Source organism: Kitasatospora sp. cg17-2 (genome assembly GCF_054031055.1).
Genome location: NZ_CM132923.1, coordinates 670,732 through 689,684 on the forward strand (window position 1 = coordinate 670,732; position 18,953 = coordinate 689,684).

The window sequence follows — 18,953 nt, forward strand, 5'->3', positions numbered from 1 at the left end:
GACGTTCCATCAGATGTTCTGCCGCATCCTGCCTGATGGATCGTCAATTATGGCTGCCGGGAGCGCACGCAGGCGCACGAGTTGCGGCCGCCCGCGCCCCCGACACGCGCCCGGTACCGGGTGCGGTCCGGACGAGAGGGGATCACCGATGCGGGACATCGTGCGGGAGTCGGCGGCGGCCGGACGCCTGGTGGTGTGGGAGGAGTCGGCGCGCGACGGCGCACAGGCCAAGACGTTGATGCCGGGCGGCTTCCGGGTGCGGCTCGCCCGGGAGCACGGCGCGGTGTTCGGCGCGGACGGCCCGCGCCATGTGGTGTTCGCCGCCGGATTCCCCGCCGTGTGCGCCGAGGAGTTCGAGGCGGTACGGCGGGTCGCCGTCGAGACCGAGGGGCAGGTTTCGGCCGCGGCCGTCTGCCGGGGCACCGAGGCCGACGTCCGGCAGGCGGTCGCCTCGGTCCGCGGCGTCGCGCACGCCCGGATACTGGCCGTCGTCCCGGCCTCCGAGGCGATGGCCCGGGTGATGACGCACCGGGGCGCCCGCGAGGCGCTCGCGCACGGCACGGACCTGGTGAAGAGGGCACGCGACCTGGACGGAGGCGTGGCGATAGACCTGTGCCTGGCCGACGCCTCCCGGGCCGACCACGGCCTGATGGCCGAAGCGGCGGGCGACTTCACCGCCGCCGGGGCCGGCACGGTGCTCCTCGCCGACACCGTCGGGCGCCAACTCCCGGGCGAGACGGCCGAGATGTTCGACCGGGTGACCGCCGCGGCCGGGCCCGGGGTGGTGCTGGGCTCGCACCTGCACAACGACCTCGGCCTCGGGCTCGCCAACACCGTCCAGGCCGTGCGTCACGGCGCCCGGGTGGTGGCCAGTTCGTGGCTCGGCCTGGCCGAGCGCTCCGGGCTGGTCGCCACCGAGCAGTTGCTGTTCCTGCTCGCCCACGACCCGGAGCGCGCGGCGGCCCTGCTCGGCGCCGACGGGCGCGCCGCCGAACTGTGGTGGCGGGCACCGGACCTCACCCGGCTGCCGGGCATCGCCGCGCTGGTCTCGGAGCAGACCGGGGTACCGCTGACGGTCACCACCCCGGTGGTCGGCACCGGGGTCGCCACCATCTCCACCGGCACGCCCTTCGTCGACCCCGATCTGTTCCAGCCCTACGACCCGGCGGCCCTGCTCGGGGTCGAACCCACGATCGTGCTCACCCAGTTGGCGAGCGCGCGGGTCGTCACGGCGGTCGCCGAGCGGCTCGGCCACCGGCTGGACGCCGCCGGGGCCCGCGCGGCCACGGCCTGGGTGAAGCGCCGGGCGTTCCGCACCGGCCGGGCCGTCGTCGACGAGGAGCTGTTCGCCGCCTATCTGGACGGCCTCGCCCCCACCACCACCGAGGACACCCCGTGACGCCGACGCCGCCCGCCCGCGAACTGTCCGAACTCCCGGCCGTCCGCGCCGCCCTGGCCCGGGGGCGGGCCGTGGTGCTGCCCAACCCCGCCCCGCTGACCTGCGTCGTCGCCGCCGTCCGGCCCGACGCCGTCAACACCGCGAAGCAGCGCCCGGCGGAGCAGGCCGTCGCACTCTGGGCCCACCACCCGCGGACCCTGGACGCGCTGACCGAGCGGCTCGACCTCGGCCCGGACGCGCTGCGGCTGGCCCGGCGGCTGCTCGCCGAGGAGCACCTCACCGTGCTGGCCCCCGTACGCCGCCCCGAGCAGGCGCCGCCCTGGCTGGCACCGGCCACCCAGGACGGCTGGACGCTGCTGTTCGGCGCCCGCTGGCAGCCGCTGGCCGGCCTGCTGGACGCCTTCCCGGTGCTGTACGTCAGCAGCGCCAACCGGACCGGCCACAACCCGGCACCCGGACCCGCCGAGGCCCTCGCGATGTTCCCGCCCGACGTGCCCGTCCTCCGCTCCCCCGGGCCCGACGACCACCACGACGTCCCCGGAGGAGCGGGCAGGGCCGCCACCACCACCGTCCGCCTGCACCCGGACGGCCGGCTCGGCCTCCACCGGCACGGCGCCCAGGACCGCGCCTTCGCCGACCCCGAGCAGTACCTGGCCCGACTCCGGCGCGGCCACGGACGGTGACGGACCGTCGGGGACCGGCGCGCGCCGACGGCTGCCGGGGACTGGTGCGCCCCGGCAGCCGTCGGGGAGACTTCCGACGGGGGTGAGCGCGTTGGAGCGTCGGGCGGTGTCGGGGCGGGGACGGGCCGAGGTCGAGCTGGACCTCCCGGATCCCGCCCGGCTGGTACTGGTCACGGTGGAGACGGAGTCCAGGACGCGGATCACGCTCAGGGCGGCCGGGCCGGGCCCGGCGCGCGGACACGACACGGTCGAGGGGCGGGGGCACGCCGCGCTGCTGCTCCCGCCGGGACGCCAGTGGGCCGTCCGTCGGGTGGCCGTCGACTCGGAGGCACGGTGGACCCTGCGGATCCACGCCCCGGACAGCATCGACGACTTGGGTACGCACACCCGCGGCTTCGGACCACGGATCCTGGAACACCGCCGCGGGACCGCGCGGGCGGTGGTGAGCCATATCGAGGACACCAATGGCGTCCTGCGGGTGGTGCGCTACCCCGACGGCCCGGACGGCCCGCCGACCGTGGTCGTGGACGAGGTCCACTTGACTTCCGGCGCCACCCCGTGGGGCGGATTCGTGCTCGACCGACCGCAACTCGTGGTTGTCGAGTGCGGCGGCTTCTGGTTCCTCAAGGCCGCCCCGACCGACCTCCTGACCCCGACCCCTCTGACACGGCAGGGCTTCGGCCCCACCACCGAGTACTTCGACCGGCCGCACCCGGGACAGCCGGCGGTGCTGGAACTGGTGGCGGAATTCGAGTCCTGCCACATGACGGTGGTGGACGGGACCGGCCGGGAGCTCGGCAGGCACCGGGTTGCCGCCGACGCGGAACCACTGCGGGTCCCGCTCTGGGCCGGCCCGGAGGACCACGCCCTCGACCGGATCGGCGTCGAGGTGGGGTACCGACGCGCGGCCTGGCGGATGACCCTACGACCGGACGGGCCGAGCCGGTCACTGACCGGCCCGACCGAGGGCTCCGGCGACGAACTGCTCCGCTACGACGGCCCGCCCGCCGTCCTGCACGTCCGCCTCCCGCCCGGGCCGGGCCACCCGCTCGTGGTGGACACCGCGTACGGGGCCGCCCGCAGCCGCCGCAGGCAGGAGTGGTGCGGGGCGCTGCTGGTCGGTGCGGCGGGCCACCCCGAGGTGGTGACCGTGCGGGGCGAGGGCCGATGGCTGCTGGAACCGGCCCCGCTGGACGGACTGCGCGCCTTCGACGAACGGCTGACCGGTCGCGGGTCGGAGGTGGTCCGCTGGACCGGCACCCGGGAACGGCTCGTCGTCCGCGACCGGTTGGGTCTGCCCCGCCCCGGGTGGTTCAGCCCCGTCTCCACCACCGGCTGGCCGGGGCTGCTCCCCGACGGGCCGACGGGAGGCTGTGTGGTGGTCGTCCGCGACCCGCGCCACTGCGGCTGGCGGCTCACCGCCCGCTGATTCGCCACCGTCCGAGGGGCTTACCCCCGGTCCAGTGCCGAGACCAGGCTCGCCACCGTCACCGTGTTGAAGACGAAGGCGATGACGGCGTTGGCCGCCACCGTGCGCCGCATCTCCCGGGAGGTCACGTTGACGTCGGTGGTGCCGAAGGTGGTCATGACGGACACGGCGAAGTACATGTAGTCGGCCCAGACGGCGGACTCCGCCCCGGCACCGCTGCCGCTGCCGCTGCCCGGGAACTCCAGCGCCCGCTCGTCCTCCACCAGGTTGTCGGCGTGGAAGGCGACGGCGAAGGAGACGAGCACGCACACCCAGGCCTCGACCACCAGGGCCAGCGCGATCGCCACCCGAACGCCGACCGGGAGCGCCGACCCCAGGTGGCCGGGGCGCCAGACCAGGGACACCACCAGCGCGGCCGCCGCGACGAAGACCGACACCCCCGGCCCCGGGGCGCTGCCGAGGAGGTAGCGCTGCACGACGGTGCCGCGTTCGGAGCGCCGCGCCCAGTCCCGGATCCGCTCCGGCGAGGCGCCGGCGAAGGCCACCAGGGTGGCGGTCAGATAGGCCGACAGATAGGCGAACAGCACCAGCACGGCGACATCCGCCCCGGAGAGCGGCGCCGGCCCCTCGTGGAGCGCGAGCAGCAGGACGAGCACGGCCGCCGCGACGGCCGCGACCAGCAGGCTCGCGGCCGAGCGGCGGCGTTCGGAGAGCCAGGAGTGCACCGGCGGGATCCTCCGGAAGGGCGCGGGCGGGGCGGGCCGCCAGTGTAAGGGGCCGGGCACCCTCGGTCCCGGTAGGCGGGTCCTGGCACGCGAGGCCGTCGACAGCTGACCGCGCGTCCCGCCGGGGGTCGGCCCGGAGAGCATCGACGAGATCCTCGCCGCACTCCGGGCCGCCCTCCGTTCCGTCCGCCGAGCTGTCAGGGCGCGATCGGCAGCTGCCGCTTGTGCTCGGTGAGCCGGTACCGGCGGACGATCGTCGCGAACGCCTCCTCCGCCACCGGCTTGCCCTCCAGGAAGTCGTCGATGTCGTCGTAGGTCACGCCGAGCGCGTCCTCGTCCGGCAGTCCCGGACTCAGCGTCTCCAGGTCGGCGGTCGGCGTCTTCCAGACCAGCGCGGCCGGCGCGCCCAGCGCGTCCGCCACGGCGCGCACCCGGCGCTTGGTCAGCCCGGTCAGCGGGACCACGTCCGCCGCGCCGTCGCCGAACTTGGTGAAGAAGCCCGACACCGCCTCCGCCGCGTGGTCGGTGCCCACCACCAGGCCGTCGTGCGCGCCGGCCACCGCGTACTGGGCGATCATCCGCTGCCGGGCCTTGATGTTGCCCTGCACGAAGTCCTCGTGGTGCGCGTCCCGGAACCGCGTCCCGCCCGCCAGCACCGCGGCCAGGGCCGCGTCGCTCGCCGCCTTCACGTCGACCGTGAGCACCTGGTCCGCACGGATGAACCCCAGCGCGAGCTGGGCGTCCGCCTCGTCCGCCTGCGTGCCGTACGGCAGGCGCATCGCGTAGAACGTCGCCTCGTGCCCGGCCGCCCGCGCCCGCTCCACCGCCAGCTGGCACAGCCGGCCCGCCGTCGTCGAGTCCACGCCGCCGCTGATCCCGAGCACCAGCGACCGCAGTCCGGTCGAGGTCAGCCGCTCCGCCAGGAACGCCACCCGCCGCTCGATCTCCACCTCCGCGTCGAACTCCGACTCCACCTGGAGTTCCCGCGCGATCTCCCGCTGCACAGCCGCCGCGTCGCTCACGACCTGCTCCTCACTAGACCCACCGGCCCTCGTCACCGGACCGGCCCCCAACTCTAGAGGAGCCCCCGGACCGCCCGTGACCTCCCCCGACACTCCCTCCCCCGACGTTCCCTCCACCCGGGCCGCGACCAGCGCCGCGCACCACGCGGTCGGGTGCGTGCCGGTGTCGACCGTCAGGTCGTAGCCGATGCCCCGGTGCACGGCGAGCGCCTGGGCGGCCGCCATCCCCGCCGGGCGGTCGCCGCGGGCGGCCTCGCGGGCGGCGGCGGTCCCGGGGGCGCAGTGGACGCCGACCCAGAGGACGGCCAGGCCGTCCAGGGCGTCCCGCCAGCGCTGCTGGGAGGCCGGGCCGCCGAGGAAGACGTCGTCGACGACGATCCGGGCGCCGGCCCGGGCCATGGCGGCGAGGCCGTGGGCCCAGGCGGTGTCGAGCAGCCGGAAGGTGTCGCCGACGGTGACGGTGTCGGTGTCGGCGGCGATGCCGTCGGCTCCGTCGGTGCCGTCCCGCAGCCGGGTGGGCAGGGCGTCGACGAGGGTGTCGACGCTGAAGGCGAGCCACGGGTCGGGCAGAAGGTTCTGGAGGGTCCGGGCGAGGGTGGTCTTGCCGGAACTGGAGCCCCCGTTGAGGACGATCACCTGGGTACGCACAGGGCGCAGCCTCCCACGCGGAGCCTCCCACGCGCAGCGCCGGAGCGACCACGCACGCACCACCGCCACCGCCGAGTCCGGTCCCGACCTCGACCCCGACCGCCCGACCGCTGGTTCTCCGCGGTCGACCGACCGGCGGGCCCGGGATCGTCCGGGTCGGGCAGGGAGCACGGCCCGAACGGTGCACTTTCGGGGGTGGGAGCGGCGGGTACCGGCGGTGTAGGGAGGAAGGCAAGGACAGTGGTGGGCGAGTGGGAGGGCCAGTGCGCGCGAGGGCGGACGATCGCAGGGGGAACGGCGGCGAGCGGGCCGACGGAGGTGACCGCAGGGCCCGGGAGACGCGGGTGAGCGGGCCCGTGGCGGAGGTGATGTCCCCGGAGCAGGCTCGTGAGCTGCAGCGGAGCATCGGGAACGCGGTCGTGGCCCGGATGGCGCGGGGCGGCCGGGAGGAGCAGGGCCCGGACCAGGTCCAGCGGTCCGGCGTGCACGAGGTCCTGCGGGGCGGCGGGCGGCCGTTGCAGGGGGCGGTGCGCGCGGAGATGGAGGGGCGCCTCGGGGCGGACTTCTCCGACGTGCGGCTGCACACCGGCGCGGCCGCCCAGCGGTCGGCCGCCGAGATCGGCGCGCGCGCCTACACGTCCGGCCGGGACGTCGTCATCGGGCACGGCGGCGGCGACAAACACACCCTCGCGCACGAGCTGACCCATGTGATCCAGCAGCGGAAGGGGGCCGTCGCCGGTACCGACCGGGGCGACGGACTGCGGGTCAGCGATCCCCGGGACTCCTTCGAGCGCGAGGCCGAGGCCAACGCGCGACGGGTGATGGCACGCCCGGCCCGCGGGCCGGAGGCGGTGCAGCGGGCGGAGGCGGCGCAGCGGGCGGAACCGGGTCACGCCGCGGGGGCCGCCGAGCCCGCCGTGCAGCGGAAGCTGGGGTTCGAGACGGAGATCGACATGCCCGTCGAGAACTCCAGGGGCGAGAAGTACGAGGGCGACACCGACCTGGCCCAGAGCACCGCGGCCGACTTCAAGCTGGTCTCCGACTCGCGGTCGTTGAACGACGGCGCCGCCTACTCGAACCTGGAGTTCGTGACCGGAGCGGTCGCGGTCGTCGGCACCGCCGGCGAGTCCGGGCCGGAGACCCTCGAACAGATGGTCGACGAGATCAGGGCGGTGCGCGAGGCGTTCTACCAGCGGACCGGGAAGACCCCGCTGGCGGGCATGGGCCTGCAACTGGAGATCCTGCCCGCGGGGGAGGACGCCCGGATCGCCCCGGACCTCGACTTCCCGAACTACGCCGGCGCCCAGGGCATGGGCGACGGGCTGTTCGTCCACTACTCGGTCGGTGTGCCGCTGGCCGGGATGCCGATGTTCTTCGACCACCTCCGGGAGGCCGCTCCCCAGGCCCCGGGCGCGCCGCTCCCCCGCGCCCGGTTCCGGCTCTCGCAGTCGAGGACCTTCGCCGCGCAGGTCGTGGCCCGGTACGAGCAGGGGCAGGAGTCGGTGCGCAAGCGCAAGCGGCTGGAGACGGACGCCCTGGACGGCTACAGCCAGCTGTTCTTCATGCAGGTCGCGGCCATGGCCGACTACCTCGCGCAGGACGAGGACCGGGGCCAGATCAAGAACCTGACGGTCGTGCTGTCCCGCTCGCAGCTCACGGACGTCCGCGCGCTCCTCGACCCCGGGTTCCAGGACTTCCTGTCGGCCAACAGCGAGGTGATCGTCGACCTGCTCGCACAGTTCCAGGAGGATCCCGGCGACGGCGGCGCGAACCTGGAGTTCCGCGACGAGGCCACCCGGGAGATCGACGGCCTCCCGGTCTCCCTCCTCTCCTTCGCCGAGTCGACGCTGAAGGGCGTCCCCCAGATCCCCCAGCAGAGCGTGTTCGGCGGCATGAACCAGATCGCCCCGCACGAGGAGGAGGGCGCCATGATGGTCCCCTTCGAGATCCGGACCATGGGCTCGCTGATGAAGACCTGGGACGAGCTCAAGGCCGAGCTGCGCGACCTCGCGAGCTGGGCGGAGGAGGCGTACCGGCACGACCGGTCGCTGGCCGGCGACTCGGCCCGCACGCGCACCGGTTCGTGACGCGTACCGGCATACGACGAGGGCCGGCCCTCGGTACTCGCCGACACTCCTGGGACGGCTGCTGTCCTGCCTCGTGGGCGCCCGAACGGTCGGGCGGGTGCCGGGATGGATCGGATCCGGCCTTATTTGAATGATCGTCAGGTTCACATTCGAACGACGGGCCGGAGCCGCCCAGAGCCGCCGGAATGAGGATGTACGGTCACGAGCAGGACGCCCTCCCGGCATCCGAACCGTCGTTTTTCGGCCGGAATGACGCAGGCTCACCTTTTCTCACGGCACAACCTGACAGACGATGCGTACGGCATCTGTTCACCTGAGGTCGCTCAACACGCCACTCACGTTGAGGACCTCGTGGCACTCCTGGGCCTGGACGCCAGTGGCCGGAGTGCCCGGTTTCGCACAGGTCACCTGGACCGTCACGGTCTGGTTCTCAGTGATCCTGATGGGGGTGACCCAGTGGTAGTCCTGGTTACGGAACGTCTCCAGCGCGATCGTCGTGATCTTGCGGTCGCCGAAACCGATCGTCACGACGCCCTCGTCGCCCTGGAAGTTGGCGACAACGATGTCCGTGATGCCGAACGCCTTGCCCACGGGAACGGTGTAGGTGCCGACCTTGGTCTCCCCGGTGGCCGTCGCCTGGTCGATGGTGGCCGAACTCTGCTGCCCGGCCCCCGATCCGGCCCCGCCGCCCGTTCCCGTTCCCGTGCCGGTTCCGGTTCCCGATCCCGTTCCGGTGCCGCCCGCGCCCGCGCCGGACGGGGTGCTCCCGACGCCGGAGCCCGGCTGACCGGGGCTCGGCTGCTGCCCGGAGCCCGCCGCCGGGGTCCGGCCGACGAGCGGCGCCTCGCTGGCGGTCGCCTGCTGCTGGACCGCCTGGTCGGCGGCCTCCTTGGCGGTGCTGCGCACGGCGGGACGCACCAGCAGGAACCAGGCCAGCAGCAGCGCGAGGACGGCCGCCAGGACCGCCAGCAGCCAGGTCGGGAAGATCGGTATCTGGACGAACTCGGCCTCCGGCCGCGGCCGTTCCCGGTCGTCCTCACCCGCGTCCGCCCCGGCGTCCTCGGCCCGGGCCCCGGCCTTCGCGACGGTCTCCGTTCCGGCCTTCGCCCCGGCCTTCGCGACGGTCTCCGTTCCGGCCTTCGCCCCGGCCTTCGCGACGGTCTCCGTACCGGCCTTCGTGACGGTCTCCGCCACGGTGATCGTGAACGGCCAGGTGACCGGCTTCCCGAACCACACCGGCTTCCCGGCGCGGACCCGCAGCGCCACCTCCACCGACTCGCCCGGCTCCAGCTTCGGAGCCGCGGGGCGGAGGTCGAACTTCAGGTCCTCACCGGGCTGGGCCGGCGTGAATCCCACCTGGACCGGACGGTTGCCCTCGTTGTGGACGGCGAGGCGGTAGCGTCCGCGCAGCCAGCCGCGGCGGCGCCCCGGCACGCTCCGGGCCCGGAGCTGCCGGAATCCCTCGACCCGCACGGTGGTCTCGGGGACCCTGACCGCCTCGGGGTGCTCGGCCGGCAGGACCCGTACGGCCAGCGGCACCTCGCCCGCCCGCACCCGCGGCGAACGCGGGGGCGCCAGGCGAATGGTCACCGTTTCCGAGGTGCCGGGGTAGAGCGAGACACGGTCGGGCTCGACCGTCGTCCAGGCAGCACAGTCACCGACGACTTCCAGGCGGTACGCCTCGACGATGTCGCCGTCGTTGCGAACGGTCAGGCTGGTGGTCGCGGTACCGCCCGGCGTCACCGTCACCGACGGGATGTCGAGGCCGGTCGCCCCGGGGCTGGGAGTGGCTGCTGGAGTCGTCACGCCGCGACGCTACGCCGCCGCCCGGCCCGCCTCCACGGGCGCGGGGGCAAGGCCCGGGCAGCCCCGGTGCCCCCGAGAACTCGTCCCAACTCCCCTGTCCAGAGGCTTCGTTGCCCTCGGCTCCCGCATGACACCCTCATACGCATCACGGAACAGGTACGCCTCATGCTCCACACCGACCTCATCGGCACCGTCCACCCGTCGGGCACCGGCACCGCACGGCCGAGCGTCCCGCCCCAGGGCCGCCCCCCGGCCCACGGCCCGGCCGCCCACGGCCCGGCCCACGCCCGGGCCGCGCAGGACGCGGCGGCCGGCGGGCCCGGCGGCCGGGTCACCGTGGCCGTGTACGCCTCGGACCCGGTCCTGCACGTCGGGATCGTCCAACAGCTGCGCCAGCGGCCCGAGGTGGAACTGGTCGACGACGCCCACGCGCACGAGGCACGGGTCTCGCTCGTCGCCGTGGACAGCGTGGACGACGAGACGACCGCCCTGCTGTACCGGCTGCGCCACAACTCCGCCACCCGCACCGGGCTCGTGGTCGGCACCTTCGACTCGGGCGACGCCCTGCAACGCGCCATCGAGTGCGGGGTCACCGCCGTGCTGCGGCGCGCGGAGGCCGACCAGGACCGGCTGCTGAAGCTGGTCCTGGCGATGGCGAACGGTGAGGGCGTCCTGCCCGGCGACCTGCTCGCGAAGCTCCTCGACCACGTCGGCAGCCTGCAGCGGTCGGCCCTCGACCCGCACGCCGCGTCCCTGTCCACGCTGACCCCGCGCGAGGCGGACATGCTGCGCCTGGTGTCGGAGGGCCTGGACACCGCGGAGATCGCGCGCAACACCTCGTACTCCGAACGGACCGTCAAGAACGTCCTGCACGAGGTCATCACCCGGCTGCAGTTGCGCAACCGCTCCCACGCCGTCGGCTACGCGCTGCGCAACGGGCTGATCTGACCGGACGGGCCGATCCGACCCGACCGGCCGGGCTGCCCCAAAGCGCAGCCGGTGCTTCCCCCGGGCACGGCCCCGGGGCCCTGCCGGGACGCGGCCGCGTCCCGGCAGGGTGGCAGCGTCGGACATGGATGCTGGACCGGACTGTGAGGTGGACCGTGATGGGCACGGGTGGCTCCGGCCGTCGGCGACACCGCTGGGGCAGGGCCGGTGCGGCCCTGCTGCTGCTGGTGCCCCTGCTCGCGCTGACGACGGCCGCCGGCCCGGGCGGCGCCGGGGACCGGCCCCCCGCCGCCGGCAGCGGGACCCGGACCGCGGCGGCCGACGCCGGGGAGAGCCGGATCGCGTACGCCGGTACCCGCCACCGGAGCCTCGGCCGGGTGGCGACGGACACGACCAGCCCCCCGCTGTTCGGCGAGGGCCCGGCGCACTTCGACGTCCAGCCCGCCGCCCTGGGCGACCGGCTGGTCTTCGCGAGCCGCCGCGACGAGCAGACCCCGCAGATCTACCTGCGCTCCGCCGACGGCTCGGTGCACCGCCTGACCAGCGGTCTGGACGCGGCGAACCCGCGGCTGACGCCGGACGGCCGGTCGGTCGTCTTCGACGCGGCCCGGCCCGCCGGGGCCGGTGGGACGCAGCGCGACCTGTGGCTGGTGCGCACCGACGGCACCGGCCTCACCCGGCTGACCGACACCCCCGCGAACGAGGAGCACCCCACCGTCTCGCCGGACGGCGCGCGGCTGGCGTACTCCTCCGACGCCGACCGGACCGCCGGCCGGCAGGTCTACGTCCGGCCGCTCCGGGGCGGGCCCGCCACCCGGGTCTCCGACCCCGCCGACGGCGCGGGCACCGAACCGGTGTGGAACCCGGTGGACGGGCCGGCGACCCGGGACCGGATCGCCTACACCGCCACCGGACCGGACGGGCCCCGGCTGCGGTGGACCGACGGGCGCACCGGCGGACCGCTGCTGGCGGGCCCGCGGGCACAGTGGCGCACGCACGGGGCAAGCTGGCTGCCCGACGGGACCGACCTGCTCTTCCTCAGCCCGGACCGGACCTGTACCTGCGAGGGCGACTGGGACCACGTGTTCCGGGTGAAGGCGCTCGCGGAGGACGAACCGACGGTGGTGCTCAGCGAGGACCGCGAGGTCGGACCGGCCACCTGGCTCGGCCCGCTCCAGGGCGGTGGCGCGGTGGTCGAACGCGTCTCGGCGGACGGCCCGCACGTGGTGACCCTCCAGGACGTCCGGCCGGACGGCTCCGACCCCCGTGACCTCGGCCGGACCGTCCTCAAGGAGGACCCGGCGGCCGACACCGAGACCGATCCGGCGAAGGACCCGCTGTTCCGTCCCGCCGCCGGGTACGACCCCTGGACCGAGCGGCAGAACTACACGCCCGACGGCCGCCGGATCGTGGTGACCCGCTTCGAGGACGCGCCGGCCGGACCGGGCCTGCCGGCCGGGCGGATCGAACGGATCTGGATCGCGGACGCCGACGGCTCCGGCCCGACGGCGCTCCCGCTGGCGGACCGCGGTCCCCGGGACTGGGACACCGATCCGACGTTCTCCCCGGACGGCCGGTACCTGGCCTTCACCCGGACCTCGCCCGGCGGGGTCGGCGGCGCCTCCGGCCCCGGACGGATCCTGATCGCGGACGCCGCCACCGGCGCGGTCCGGGGCGTGATCGTCCCGCCCGAGGGGCAGCTCCGGGGCGGCGACGCCCAGCCCACCTGGTCCTCCGACGGCACCACCCTGGCGTTCACCCGCAACCAGGTGATCAACGGCGGCGGGGGCAACAAACACGTGTGGACGGTGCCGGTGGACCGGCTGGACCGGCAGCGCGACCTGAGCGCCGCCCACTGCCCCGGCGCCTGCGAGGTCGTCGACGACAGCCCGGCGTTCTCGCCGGACGGCACCACCGTCGCCTTCAACCGCAAGAACGGGGCCGGCCGGGTCGACGAGCGCAACGGGATCCTGCTGGCCGCGGCCGCGGGCGGCGCCTGCCGGGTACTGCTGCCCGACGCGGCCCGCGACCGGCCGGGAGCCTGCGGCCGGGAGCTGCCCGACACCACCGCCACCGGGCCGTTCCAGCCCCGCGACGCCGCCTGGAGCTCCGACGGCAGGACGCTGGTGATCAGCTCCCGGGCCGCCCTGGCCGCCAACAGCCCGGAGAAACTGTCCCTGGTGGACGTCGCCTCCGGGGCCCGCACCCCGCTCACCGCCGGACTGCCGGGCCGTCAGAAGGAACCGGGCGTCCAGCAGTCCGTGGACCTCGCGGTCCGGGCACCCGGTGCGGCCCCGCCGCTCACCGCGGGCGAGTCCGGGACCGTCCGGGTGGACGTCGTCAACCACGGCCCGGCCGCCTCGCCCGGGACGAGGCTGACCGTCGCTCCCCCGGCCGGGGTGACCGTCACGGGCCTCGCCGCGCCCGGCGCCACCTGTGACGCGGCGGCGCTGGTCTGCGCCCTGGGCGTGGTGCGCCCGGGCGACACCGTGCCGGTCACGGTCACCGTCACCGGGGTCGAGCCCGGCGACCAGCCCGTGGACTGGTCGGTCACCGGTACCGTCCTCGACCCCCGTCCGAGCGACAACACCGGCCGGACCGTGGTGCCGGTACGCCCGGCACCGACGCCCACGCCGACGCCGACCGCGACACCGACGGCGACCCCGACCCCGACTTCGACCCCGACCCCGACGGCAGATCCGCCGTCGACCCCGGCACCGCCGCCGCCCCCGGCACCTGCCCCCGCGCCGCCTGCCCCGGTACCGCCACCGGCACCGGCACCGGCCCCCGTCCCGCCTGCTCCGTCGCCGATCGGCACGCCCCCGCCGCTGCCGCCCGCGCCGCCGGCCGGCCCCGGGCTGAGCCTCACGGCGCAGCCGAACCCCGGCTACGTGGGTGGTCGCGTGGTCCTCACGTACACCGTCCGCAACGGCCGCGAAGGGCTGGCCACCGGTCTGCGGCTCCGCGTGGGGCTGCCCGAGGGCGTGCCCCACGACGCACCGCCGCCGGGCTGCGACCGGGCCTGGGTGTGCGCGCTGCCCGACCTCGCCCCGGGCGCCCGGACCGTCGTCCAGGTCGTGCTCAGCCCCGATCGGGCCCTCACCGGCCTGGTGACCGGCTCCCTGACCACCACCGGCACGGACGCCGACCCGGGGGACAACCAAGCCCGTCAGCAGCTGCGGATCCTCCAGCCGCGCATCGTCGCCGTCCCGCCGATCGGCAAGCCCGGCTTCGTCACCTCGGTGCGCGGTGAGGACTTCCCGCCCGGCGCGCCGGTGCGCTTCACCTGGCAGCCGGGCATCACGGCCGCGGCGGCGCCGACCGTCCCCGGACCGGACGGCCGGTTCGTCGGCCAGCTGCTGATCCTCGCCAAGGACGCGACCGGCCCCCGGGTCATCACCGCGACCGGCCCGGGATTCTCCCCGGTGCGGACCGACTTCCTGGTGGTCAGCGGCACGGTCCAGCCGCCCAACGAAATGATGCGCCGATGATCCACGAGGTCGACGAGGGGCTGCGCCGACTCCTCGCGGAGTCCGGGCTGGACGCGTCGGGCGTCGACGTGGTGTTCGACGCGCCGACCCGTGACTGGGCGGCCCGCCGCAGCGCCCCGACGGTGTGCGTGTTCCTGTACGACGTCCGCGAGGACCACACCCGGCGCGCCAGCGGCGCGGGCGAGGTGTACGACGCGGACGGCTTCCTCGCCGCGCGGCGCGCCCCGGCCCGCTGGTTCGAGCTGACGTACCTCGTCACCGCGTGGGCGAGCCGGCCGCAGGACGAACACCGGCTGCTCTCCCAGGTGCTGAGGTGTCTGGTGTCCACCGACGCGCTGCCCCCGCGCCTGCTCACCGGCTCGCTCGCCGAACTCGGCCTCATCGTCGGCCTGGACGGCGGCGGCACCGGGCTCGACGCGCCCGCCGCCTCCGACGTGTGGTCGGCGCTGGGCGGCGAGCTGAAGCCCTCGCTGGGGCTGCGGGTGAGGGCGCCGCTGGCCGGGGCCAGCACCGCCGTCGCCCCACCGGTCACCGAGGGGCTCGTGGTCCGCGCCGCGGCCCGGAGCGCGCCGGAGGAGCCGGGGGCCGCGCGGCGGCTGCGCTACACGGAGGCGGCCGAGCCCGGTCCGGAGGGCTTCGGCGGCCCCCGGGAGCGGGGGCCGGCCCCCGCCCGCCGCCGACGCGGGGAGCGGCAGCCGTGACCCGGACCCTGGAACCCCCGGCCGCGACGACAGCCCCGGCCACGACGCCGGACCCGGACCCGTACCTGTGGACGCGGCTGCGGGTCGTCGAGGAGCGGGTGCGCGAGGCCGTCGCGATCCGGCGCGCGCTCGATCCCGATCCGGACGATCCGTACCGCGGCCAGTTCCTCACCCCCGAGGCGGTCGCCCGCGTCCTGGACGAGGGGGACCGGCCGGCTCCGCCCGCCCTGCCCGGTCCGGACGCGCCGCCGCCCGGCTCGCCGCTGGCCGTGCTCGCCGCCCGCTTCGCGCTGGCACCCCTGGACCTGGACCTGCTGCTGGTAGCCCTGGCCCCGGACCTCGACACCCGCTTCGAGCGGCTCTACGGCTACCTCAACGACGACCTGACGCGCCGCCGGCCCACCGTCGGGCTCGCCCTCGAACTGTGCGGGCAGCGCGGGGTGTCGGCGGCCCGGTTCCGGCTGGCCCCCTCCGCGCCGCTCGTCGCGGGCGGTCTGCTGGAGGTCACCGAGGCCGAACGGCCGCCCCTGTCCCGGGTACTGACCGTCCCGGACCGGGTCACCGCGCACCTGCTGGGCGACACCGCGCCCGACCCGCTGCTGACCGGGGTGCTCGGCCGTCCGGCCGGTGATCCGGCCGTCGACCCGGCCGAGCTGCGCCGGGCCGCCGCCGCGGCCGGGACCGGCACCGGCCATGTCCACCTGCGCGGCCGGGGCGGCGATCCCGAGGGGCTGGCCGTCGCCGCGCTGCGGGCGGGCGGGCTGCCGCCGCTGGCCCTGGTCCCGGCGGCGCTGTGCCACGACCCCCGGGGCGTGCCCGGCATCGCCCGGGCCGTCGCACGCGAAGCCCGGCTGCTGGGCGCTGGCGTCCTGCTGGGGCCGCTGGAGGAGCTGCCCGACCGGCCCGACGAACGGGCCGGGGTCCTGCGCACGCTGTGCGACGCCCTGCGCGGTCTCCCCTTCCTCACCCACGGGACCGGCGGCTGGGAACCCGCCTGGGCGGCCGACACCCCCGTCACCCTGACGGTGGCGGCCCACGCCCCCGAGCGGCAGGTCGCGCGCTGGCGGCACGCACTGGAGCGGGCCGGCGAGCAGCACGGCGCGAGCGGCGAGAACAGCGTCGGCGAGGACGGCGCCGAGGCGCTCGCCCGGTCCGTCGCCGCGCACCGCCTGGACGCCGGGCAGCTGCGGAGGGCCGCCGGCACCGCGGTGCGCACGGCCGCGCTCGACGGCCGCCCGGTCTCCCCCGACGACCTGCGCACGGCCGTCCGGGCCCAGAACGGCGCGGGGCTCGCCCGCCTCGCCCGCCGGGTCGAACCCGCGGTGGGCTGGGACGACCTGGTGCTCCCCGCCCCCACCCACCGCAGCCTGCGGGAGCTCGCGGTGCGCGCCCGCCACCGCGAACAGGTGCTCGGACAGTGGGGCATGCGGCCCGGCGGCGGGCGGGGGCGCGGGGTGATCGCGCTGTTCGCGGGTTCCTCCGGTACCGGCAAGACGATGTCGGCCGAGGTGGTGGCGGCGGACCTGGGCATGGACCTGTACGTGGTGGACCTCTCCACGGTGGTCGACAAGTACGTCGGTGAGACCGAGAAGAACCTGGAGCGGATCTTCACCGAGGCCTCCGCCGTCAACGCGGTGCTGCTGTTCGACGAGGCGGACGCGATCTTCGGCAAGCGTTCGGAGGTCAAGGACGCCCACGACCGGCACGCCAACATGGAGTCGGCGTACCTGCTCCAGCGGATGGAGTCCTTCGACGGCATCGCCGTCCTGACCACCAATCTGCGCGCCAACCTGGACGAGGCCTTCACCCGCCGCCTGGACGTGATCGCGGACTTCCCGGTGCCCGACGCCGACCAGCGCCTCGCCCTCTGGGACCGCTGCCTGGGCGACCGGGTGCCCCGGAGCGACGACCTCGACCTGCGCTTCTGCGCGGACCGGTTCGACCTGGCCGGAGGCTCCATCCGGGCCTGCGCGGTGACCGCCGCGTACCTCGCCGCCGAGTCGGGCGGGCCGCTGACGATGGCCCAGACGGTGGCGGCGGTCGCGCAGGAGTACCGCAAGCTCGGCCGGCTGGTGCTGGAGGGCGAGTTCGGACCGTACGTGGCCCAGGTCACGCGGGTCTGAGCCGGGGCGGCCGGCGGACCGTCCCAGCACTGTCACGGAGGCCCGCCGCGGTGGGCCGTCCCGACGGTCCGGGGAGGGCCGGGGAGGGCAGCGCCCTTGCCCCCGGGCAGGTCCCCCGGTCCCTCCCCCGGTGACGGCGCGCCGGAAAGGCTGGGGGCGGGGCGCGACGGCGCGCGACCGGGTCCAGTCGACGGCGTTCCGCCGTTCTCCCTCCGCCGTCCACCGCCCGTAGAACCTGGCCGGAGATCCACCGAAGACCGTCCACCGAAGACCGGTGACACGAAGGAGCGAGCATGCCGACGTACCTCACCCCGGGGGTCTACGTGGAGGAGGTGCAGTCCGGTGCCCGCCCGATCGAAGGGGTCGGCACCGCCGTCGCCGCGTTCGTCGGGTTCGCCCGGACCGGCCCGTTCCACGAGCCCACGCTCGTCACCAGCTGGGACCAGTACTCCCAGCACTTCGGCGGCTTCACCGAGGGCGCCTACCTGCCCCACGCGGTCTACGGGTACTTCGCCAACGGCGGCGGCGCCGCGTACGTCGTCCGGGTCGGCGGTTCCGACCGGGACAGCTCCGCGCCCGCCGCCTCGGCCCCCGAGCAGCGCGCGGCGGAACCCGTCGAGCTCGGCGGGTTCCTGCTCTCGGCCCGGCCGGGCGTCACCGGCGTCTCGGTGGAGATCGCCGACGCGGAGGGCGAGAACCCGCCCGAGGACCGGTTCAGGCTGCTGGTCCACCGCGACGGGGCGGTGGCCGAGACCTTCGAGGCGTCGGCCCGCCGGAACGTCAAGGGCTACCTCGTCACCCAGGCCCGCGGTTCGGCGCTGATCGAGGTCACCGAGCAGCGCGGCACCGCCCAGGGCCGGCCCGCGAACGGGACCGCGGCCCTGCCCGACGCCCCCGCCGCCGTACCGGCCCCGGCCGCCGGCCAGGGCGCGGCGGCCGGGCTCGACCCGGCCGAGTACATCGGCGACGCGGCGGCCCGCACCGGGCTCGGCGGCCTGGAGACCATCGACGAGATCACCATGGTCGCGGTGCCCGACCTGATGGGCTCCCACCAGCGCGGGGAGCTGGACGCCGAGGGCGTGCGCACCGTCCAGCTCGCCGTGATCTCGCACTGCGAGCAGATGGGCGACCGGGTCGCCGTCCTGGATGCCCCGCCCGGTCTCTCCGCGCAGCAGGTGCGGACCTGGCGCAACGACGAGGCGGGCTACGACTCCCGCTACGCCACCCTCTACTACCCGTGGATCCGGGTCTTCGACCCGGCCGCCGGGCGCAACGCCACCGTCCCGCCGAGCGGCCACATCGCCGGCGTGTGGGCGCGCAGCGACGCCGAGCGCGGGGTGCACAAGGCTCCCGCCAACGAGGTGATCCGCGGCGCGGTCGACCTGGAACTGCGGCTGAGCAAGGGCGAGCAGGACCTGCTCAACCCGATCGGGGTGAACTGCGTCCGGGCCTTCCCCGGCCGGGGCATCCGGATCTGGGGCGCCCGCACCCTCTCCTCCGATCCGGCCTGGCGCTACCTGAACGTGCGCCGCCTCTTCAACTACCTGGAGGAGTCCATCCTCCTGGGCACCCAGTGGGTGGTCTTCGAGCCGAACGACGACCGGCTCTGGTCGAGCATCCGGCGCAACGCCACCGCGTTCCTCACCGAGGAGTGGCGGCGCGGCGCGCTGTTCGGGCGGACCGCCGCGGAGGCGTTCTACGTCAAGTGCGACCGGGACAACAACCCGCAGGAATCGATCGACCAGGGCCGCGTGATCTGCGAGATCGGCGTGGCACCGGTCAAGCCGGCCGAGTTCGTGGTGTTCCGGCTGTCGCAGTTCTCCGACAGCACCAGTCTCGTCGACGAGTGACCCGCAGGTCCGGCGCTCCCGGGACCACCGGGACGAGCAGC

Annotated in this window: 12 protein-coding genes and 1 pseudogene; 9 read left to right on the forward strand and 4 right to left on the reverse strand. The window is 75.5% G+C overall.

The features are described 5' to 3' along the window. Positions 1-148 precede the first annotated feature (148 nt). The 3 genes from ACW14Y_RS02775 to ACW14Y_RS02785 all read left to right on the forward strand — a co-directional run bounded on the left by ACW14Y_RS02775 (position 149) and on the right by ACW14Y_RS02785 (position 3,511). A complete protein-coding gene (locus tag ACW14Y_RS02775; protein ID WP_456985736.1) occupies positions 149-1,399 on the forward strand; it encodes a 2-isopropylmalate synthase in 1,251 nt (416 codons plus the stop codon). Then, on the forward strand, positions 1,396-2,082 hold the full coding sequence (locus ACW14Y_RS02780) for a hypothetical protein (RefSeq protein WP_456985737.1): 687 nt from the start codon (positions 1,396-1,398) through the stop codon (positions 2,080-2,082). Before ACW14Y_RS02775 ends, ACW14Y_RS02780 begins: the two co-directional genes overlap by 4 nt. Positions 2,083-2,188: 106 nt before the next feature. Then, positions 2,189-3,511 (forward strand): hypothetical protein, encoded by a 1,323-nt coding sequence (locus tag ACW14Y_RS02785; RefSeq protein ID WP_456985738.1) that lies wholly within the window; start codon positions 2,189-2,191, stop codon positions 3,509-3,511. 20 nt (positions 3,512-3,531) lie between these two features. Here the strand turns inward: ACW14Y_RS02785 and ACW14Y_RS02790 are convergent, their stop codons facing one another. The 3 genes and pseudogenes from ACW14Y_RS02790 to ACW14Y_RS02800 form a co-directional block, all read right to left on the reverse strand. Beyond that, the gene (locus ACW14Y_RS02790) at positions 3,532-4,236 is read right to left on the reverse strand and encodes a DUF1345 domain-containing protein (RefSeq protein ID WP_456985739.1); all 705 of its coding nucleotides are present in this window, start codon (positions 4,234-4,236) and stop codon (positions 3,532-3,534) included. A 197-nt stretch (positions 4,237-4,433) separates the two neighbouring features. Next, on the reverse strand, positions 4,434-5,258 hold the full coding sequence (gene nadE / locus ACW14Y_RS02795; RefSeq protein ID WP_380309638.1) for an ammonia-dependent NAD(+) synthetase: 825 nt from the start codon (positions 5,256-5,258) through the stop codon (positions 4,434-4,436). A 126-nt stretch (positions 5,259-5,384) separates the two neighbouring features. Continuing rightward, a pseudogene (locus ACW14Y_RS02800) lies at positions 5,385-6,077 on the reverse strand (chloramphenicol phosphotransferase CPT family protein); the annotation flags it as partial. 173 nt (positions 6,078-6,250) lie between these two features. Here ACW14Y_RS02800 and ACW14Y_RS02805 point away from each other — a divergent pair. Beyond that, entirely contained in the window at positions 6,251-7,993 is a 1,743-nt protein-coding gene (locus ACW14Y_RS02805) for an eCIS core domain-containing protein (protein ID WP_456985740.1), read from the forward strand. A gap of 309 nt (positions 7,994-8,302) precedes the next feature. On the opposite strand, the gene ACW14Y_RS02810 is transcribed toward ACW14Y_RS02805, so the two are convergent. Continuing rightward, positions 8,303-9,799 carry a COG1470 family protein gene (locus ACW14Y_RS02810; RefSeq protein WP_456985741.1) on the reverse strand — a complete coding sequence of 499 codons (1,497 nt, stop codon included), beginning with the start codon at positions 9,797-9,799 and terminating at the stop codon, positions 8,303-8,305. A 165-nt stretch (positions 9,800-9,964) separates the two neighbouring features. Between ACW14Y_RS02810 and ACW14Y_RS02815 the strand changes: the two genes are divergently transcribed. From ACW14Y_RS02815 to ACW14Y_RS02835, 5 genes are all read left to right on the forward strand, one after another. Then, a complete protein-coding gene (locus tag ACW14Y_RS02815) occupies positions 9,965-10,747 on the forward strand; it encodes a helix-turn-helix transcriptional regulator (RefSeq protein WP_402723703.1) in 783 nt (260 codons plus the stop codon). A gap of 158 nt (positions 10,748-10,905) precedes the next feature. Next, the gene (locus tag ACW14Y_RS02820; protein WP_456985742.1) at positions 10,906-14,238 is read left to right on the forward strand and encodes a hypothetical protein; all 3,333 of its coding nucleotides are present in this window, start codon (positions 10,906-10,908) and stop codon (positions 14,236-14,238) included. Next, positions 14,235-14,939, forward strand: a complete 705-nt coding sequence (locus ACW14Y_RS02825) for a DUF4255 domain-containing protein (protein ID WP_380389769.1) — start codon at positions 14,235-14,237, stop codon at positions 14,937-14,939. The genes ACW14Y_RS02820 and ACW14Y_RS02825 overlap by 4 nt, the downstream gene beginning before the upstream one ends. Before the next feature lie 8 nt (positions 14,940-14,947). Further along, positions 14,948-17,062 (forward strand): AAA family ATPase, encoded by a 2,115-nt coding sequence (locus ACW14Y_RS02830; protein ID WP_456988033.1) that lies wholly within the window; start codon positions 14,948-14,950, stop codon positions 17,060-17,062. A gap of 293 nt (positions 17,063-17,355) precedes the next feature. Beyond that, entirely contained in the window at positions 17,356-18,912 is a 1,557-nt protein-coding gene (locus ACW14Y_RS02835; RefSeq protein WP_456985743.1) for a phage tail sheath family protein, read from the forward strand. The last annotated feature ends 41 nt before the right edge of the window (positions 18,913-18,953 follow it).

Coding starts and splice junctions, on each gene's coding strand:
- ACW14Y_RS02775 (WP_456985736.1), top strand. CDS start 149: ATGCGGGACATCGTGCGGGAGTCGGCGGCGGCCGGACGCCTGGTGGTG.
- ACW14Y_RS02815 (WP_402723703.1), top strand. CDS start 9,965: ATGCTCCACACCGACCTCATCGGCACCGTCCACCCGTCGGGCACCGGC.
- ACW14Y_RS02820 (WP_456985742.1), top strand. CDS start 10,906: ATGGGCACGGGTGGCTCCGGCCGTCGGCGACACCGCTGGGGCAGGGCC.
- ACW14Y_RS02825 (WP_380389769.1), top strand. CDS start 14,235: ATGATCCACGAGGTCGACGAGGGGCTGCGCCGACTCCTCGCGGAGTCC.
- ACW14Y_RS02835 (WP_456985743.1), top strand. CDS start 17,356: ATGCCGACGTACCTCACCCCGGGGGTCTACGTGGAGGAGGTGCAGTCC.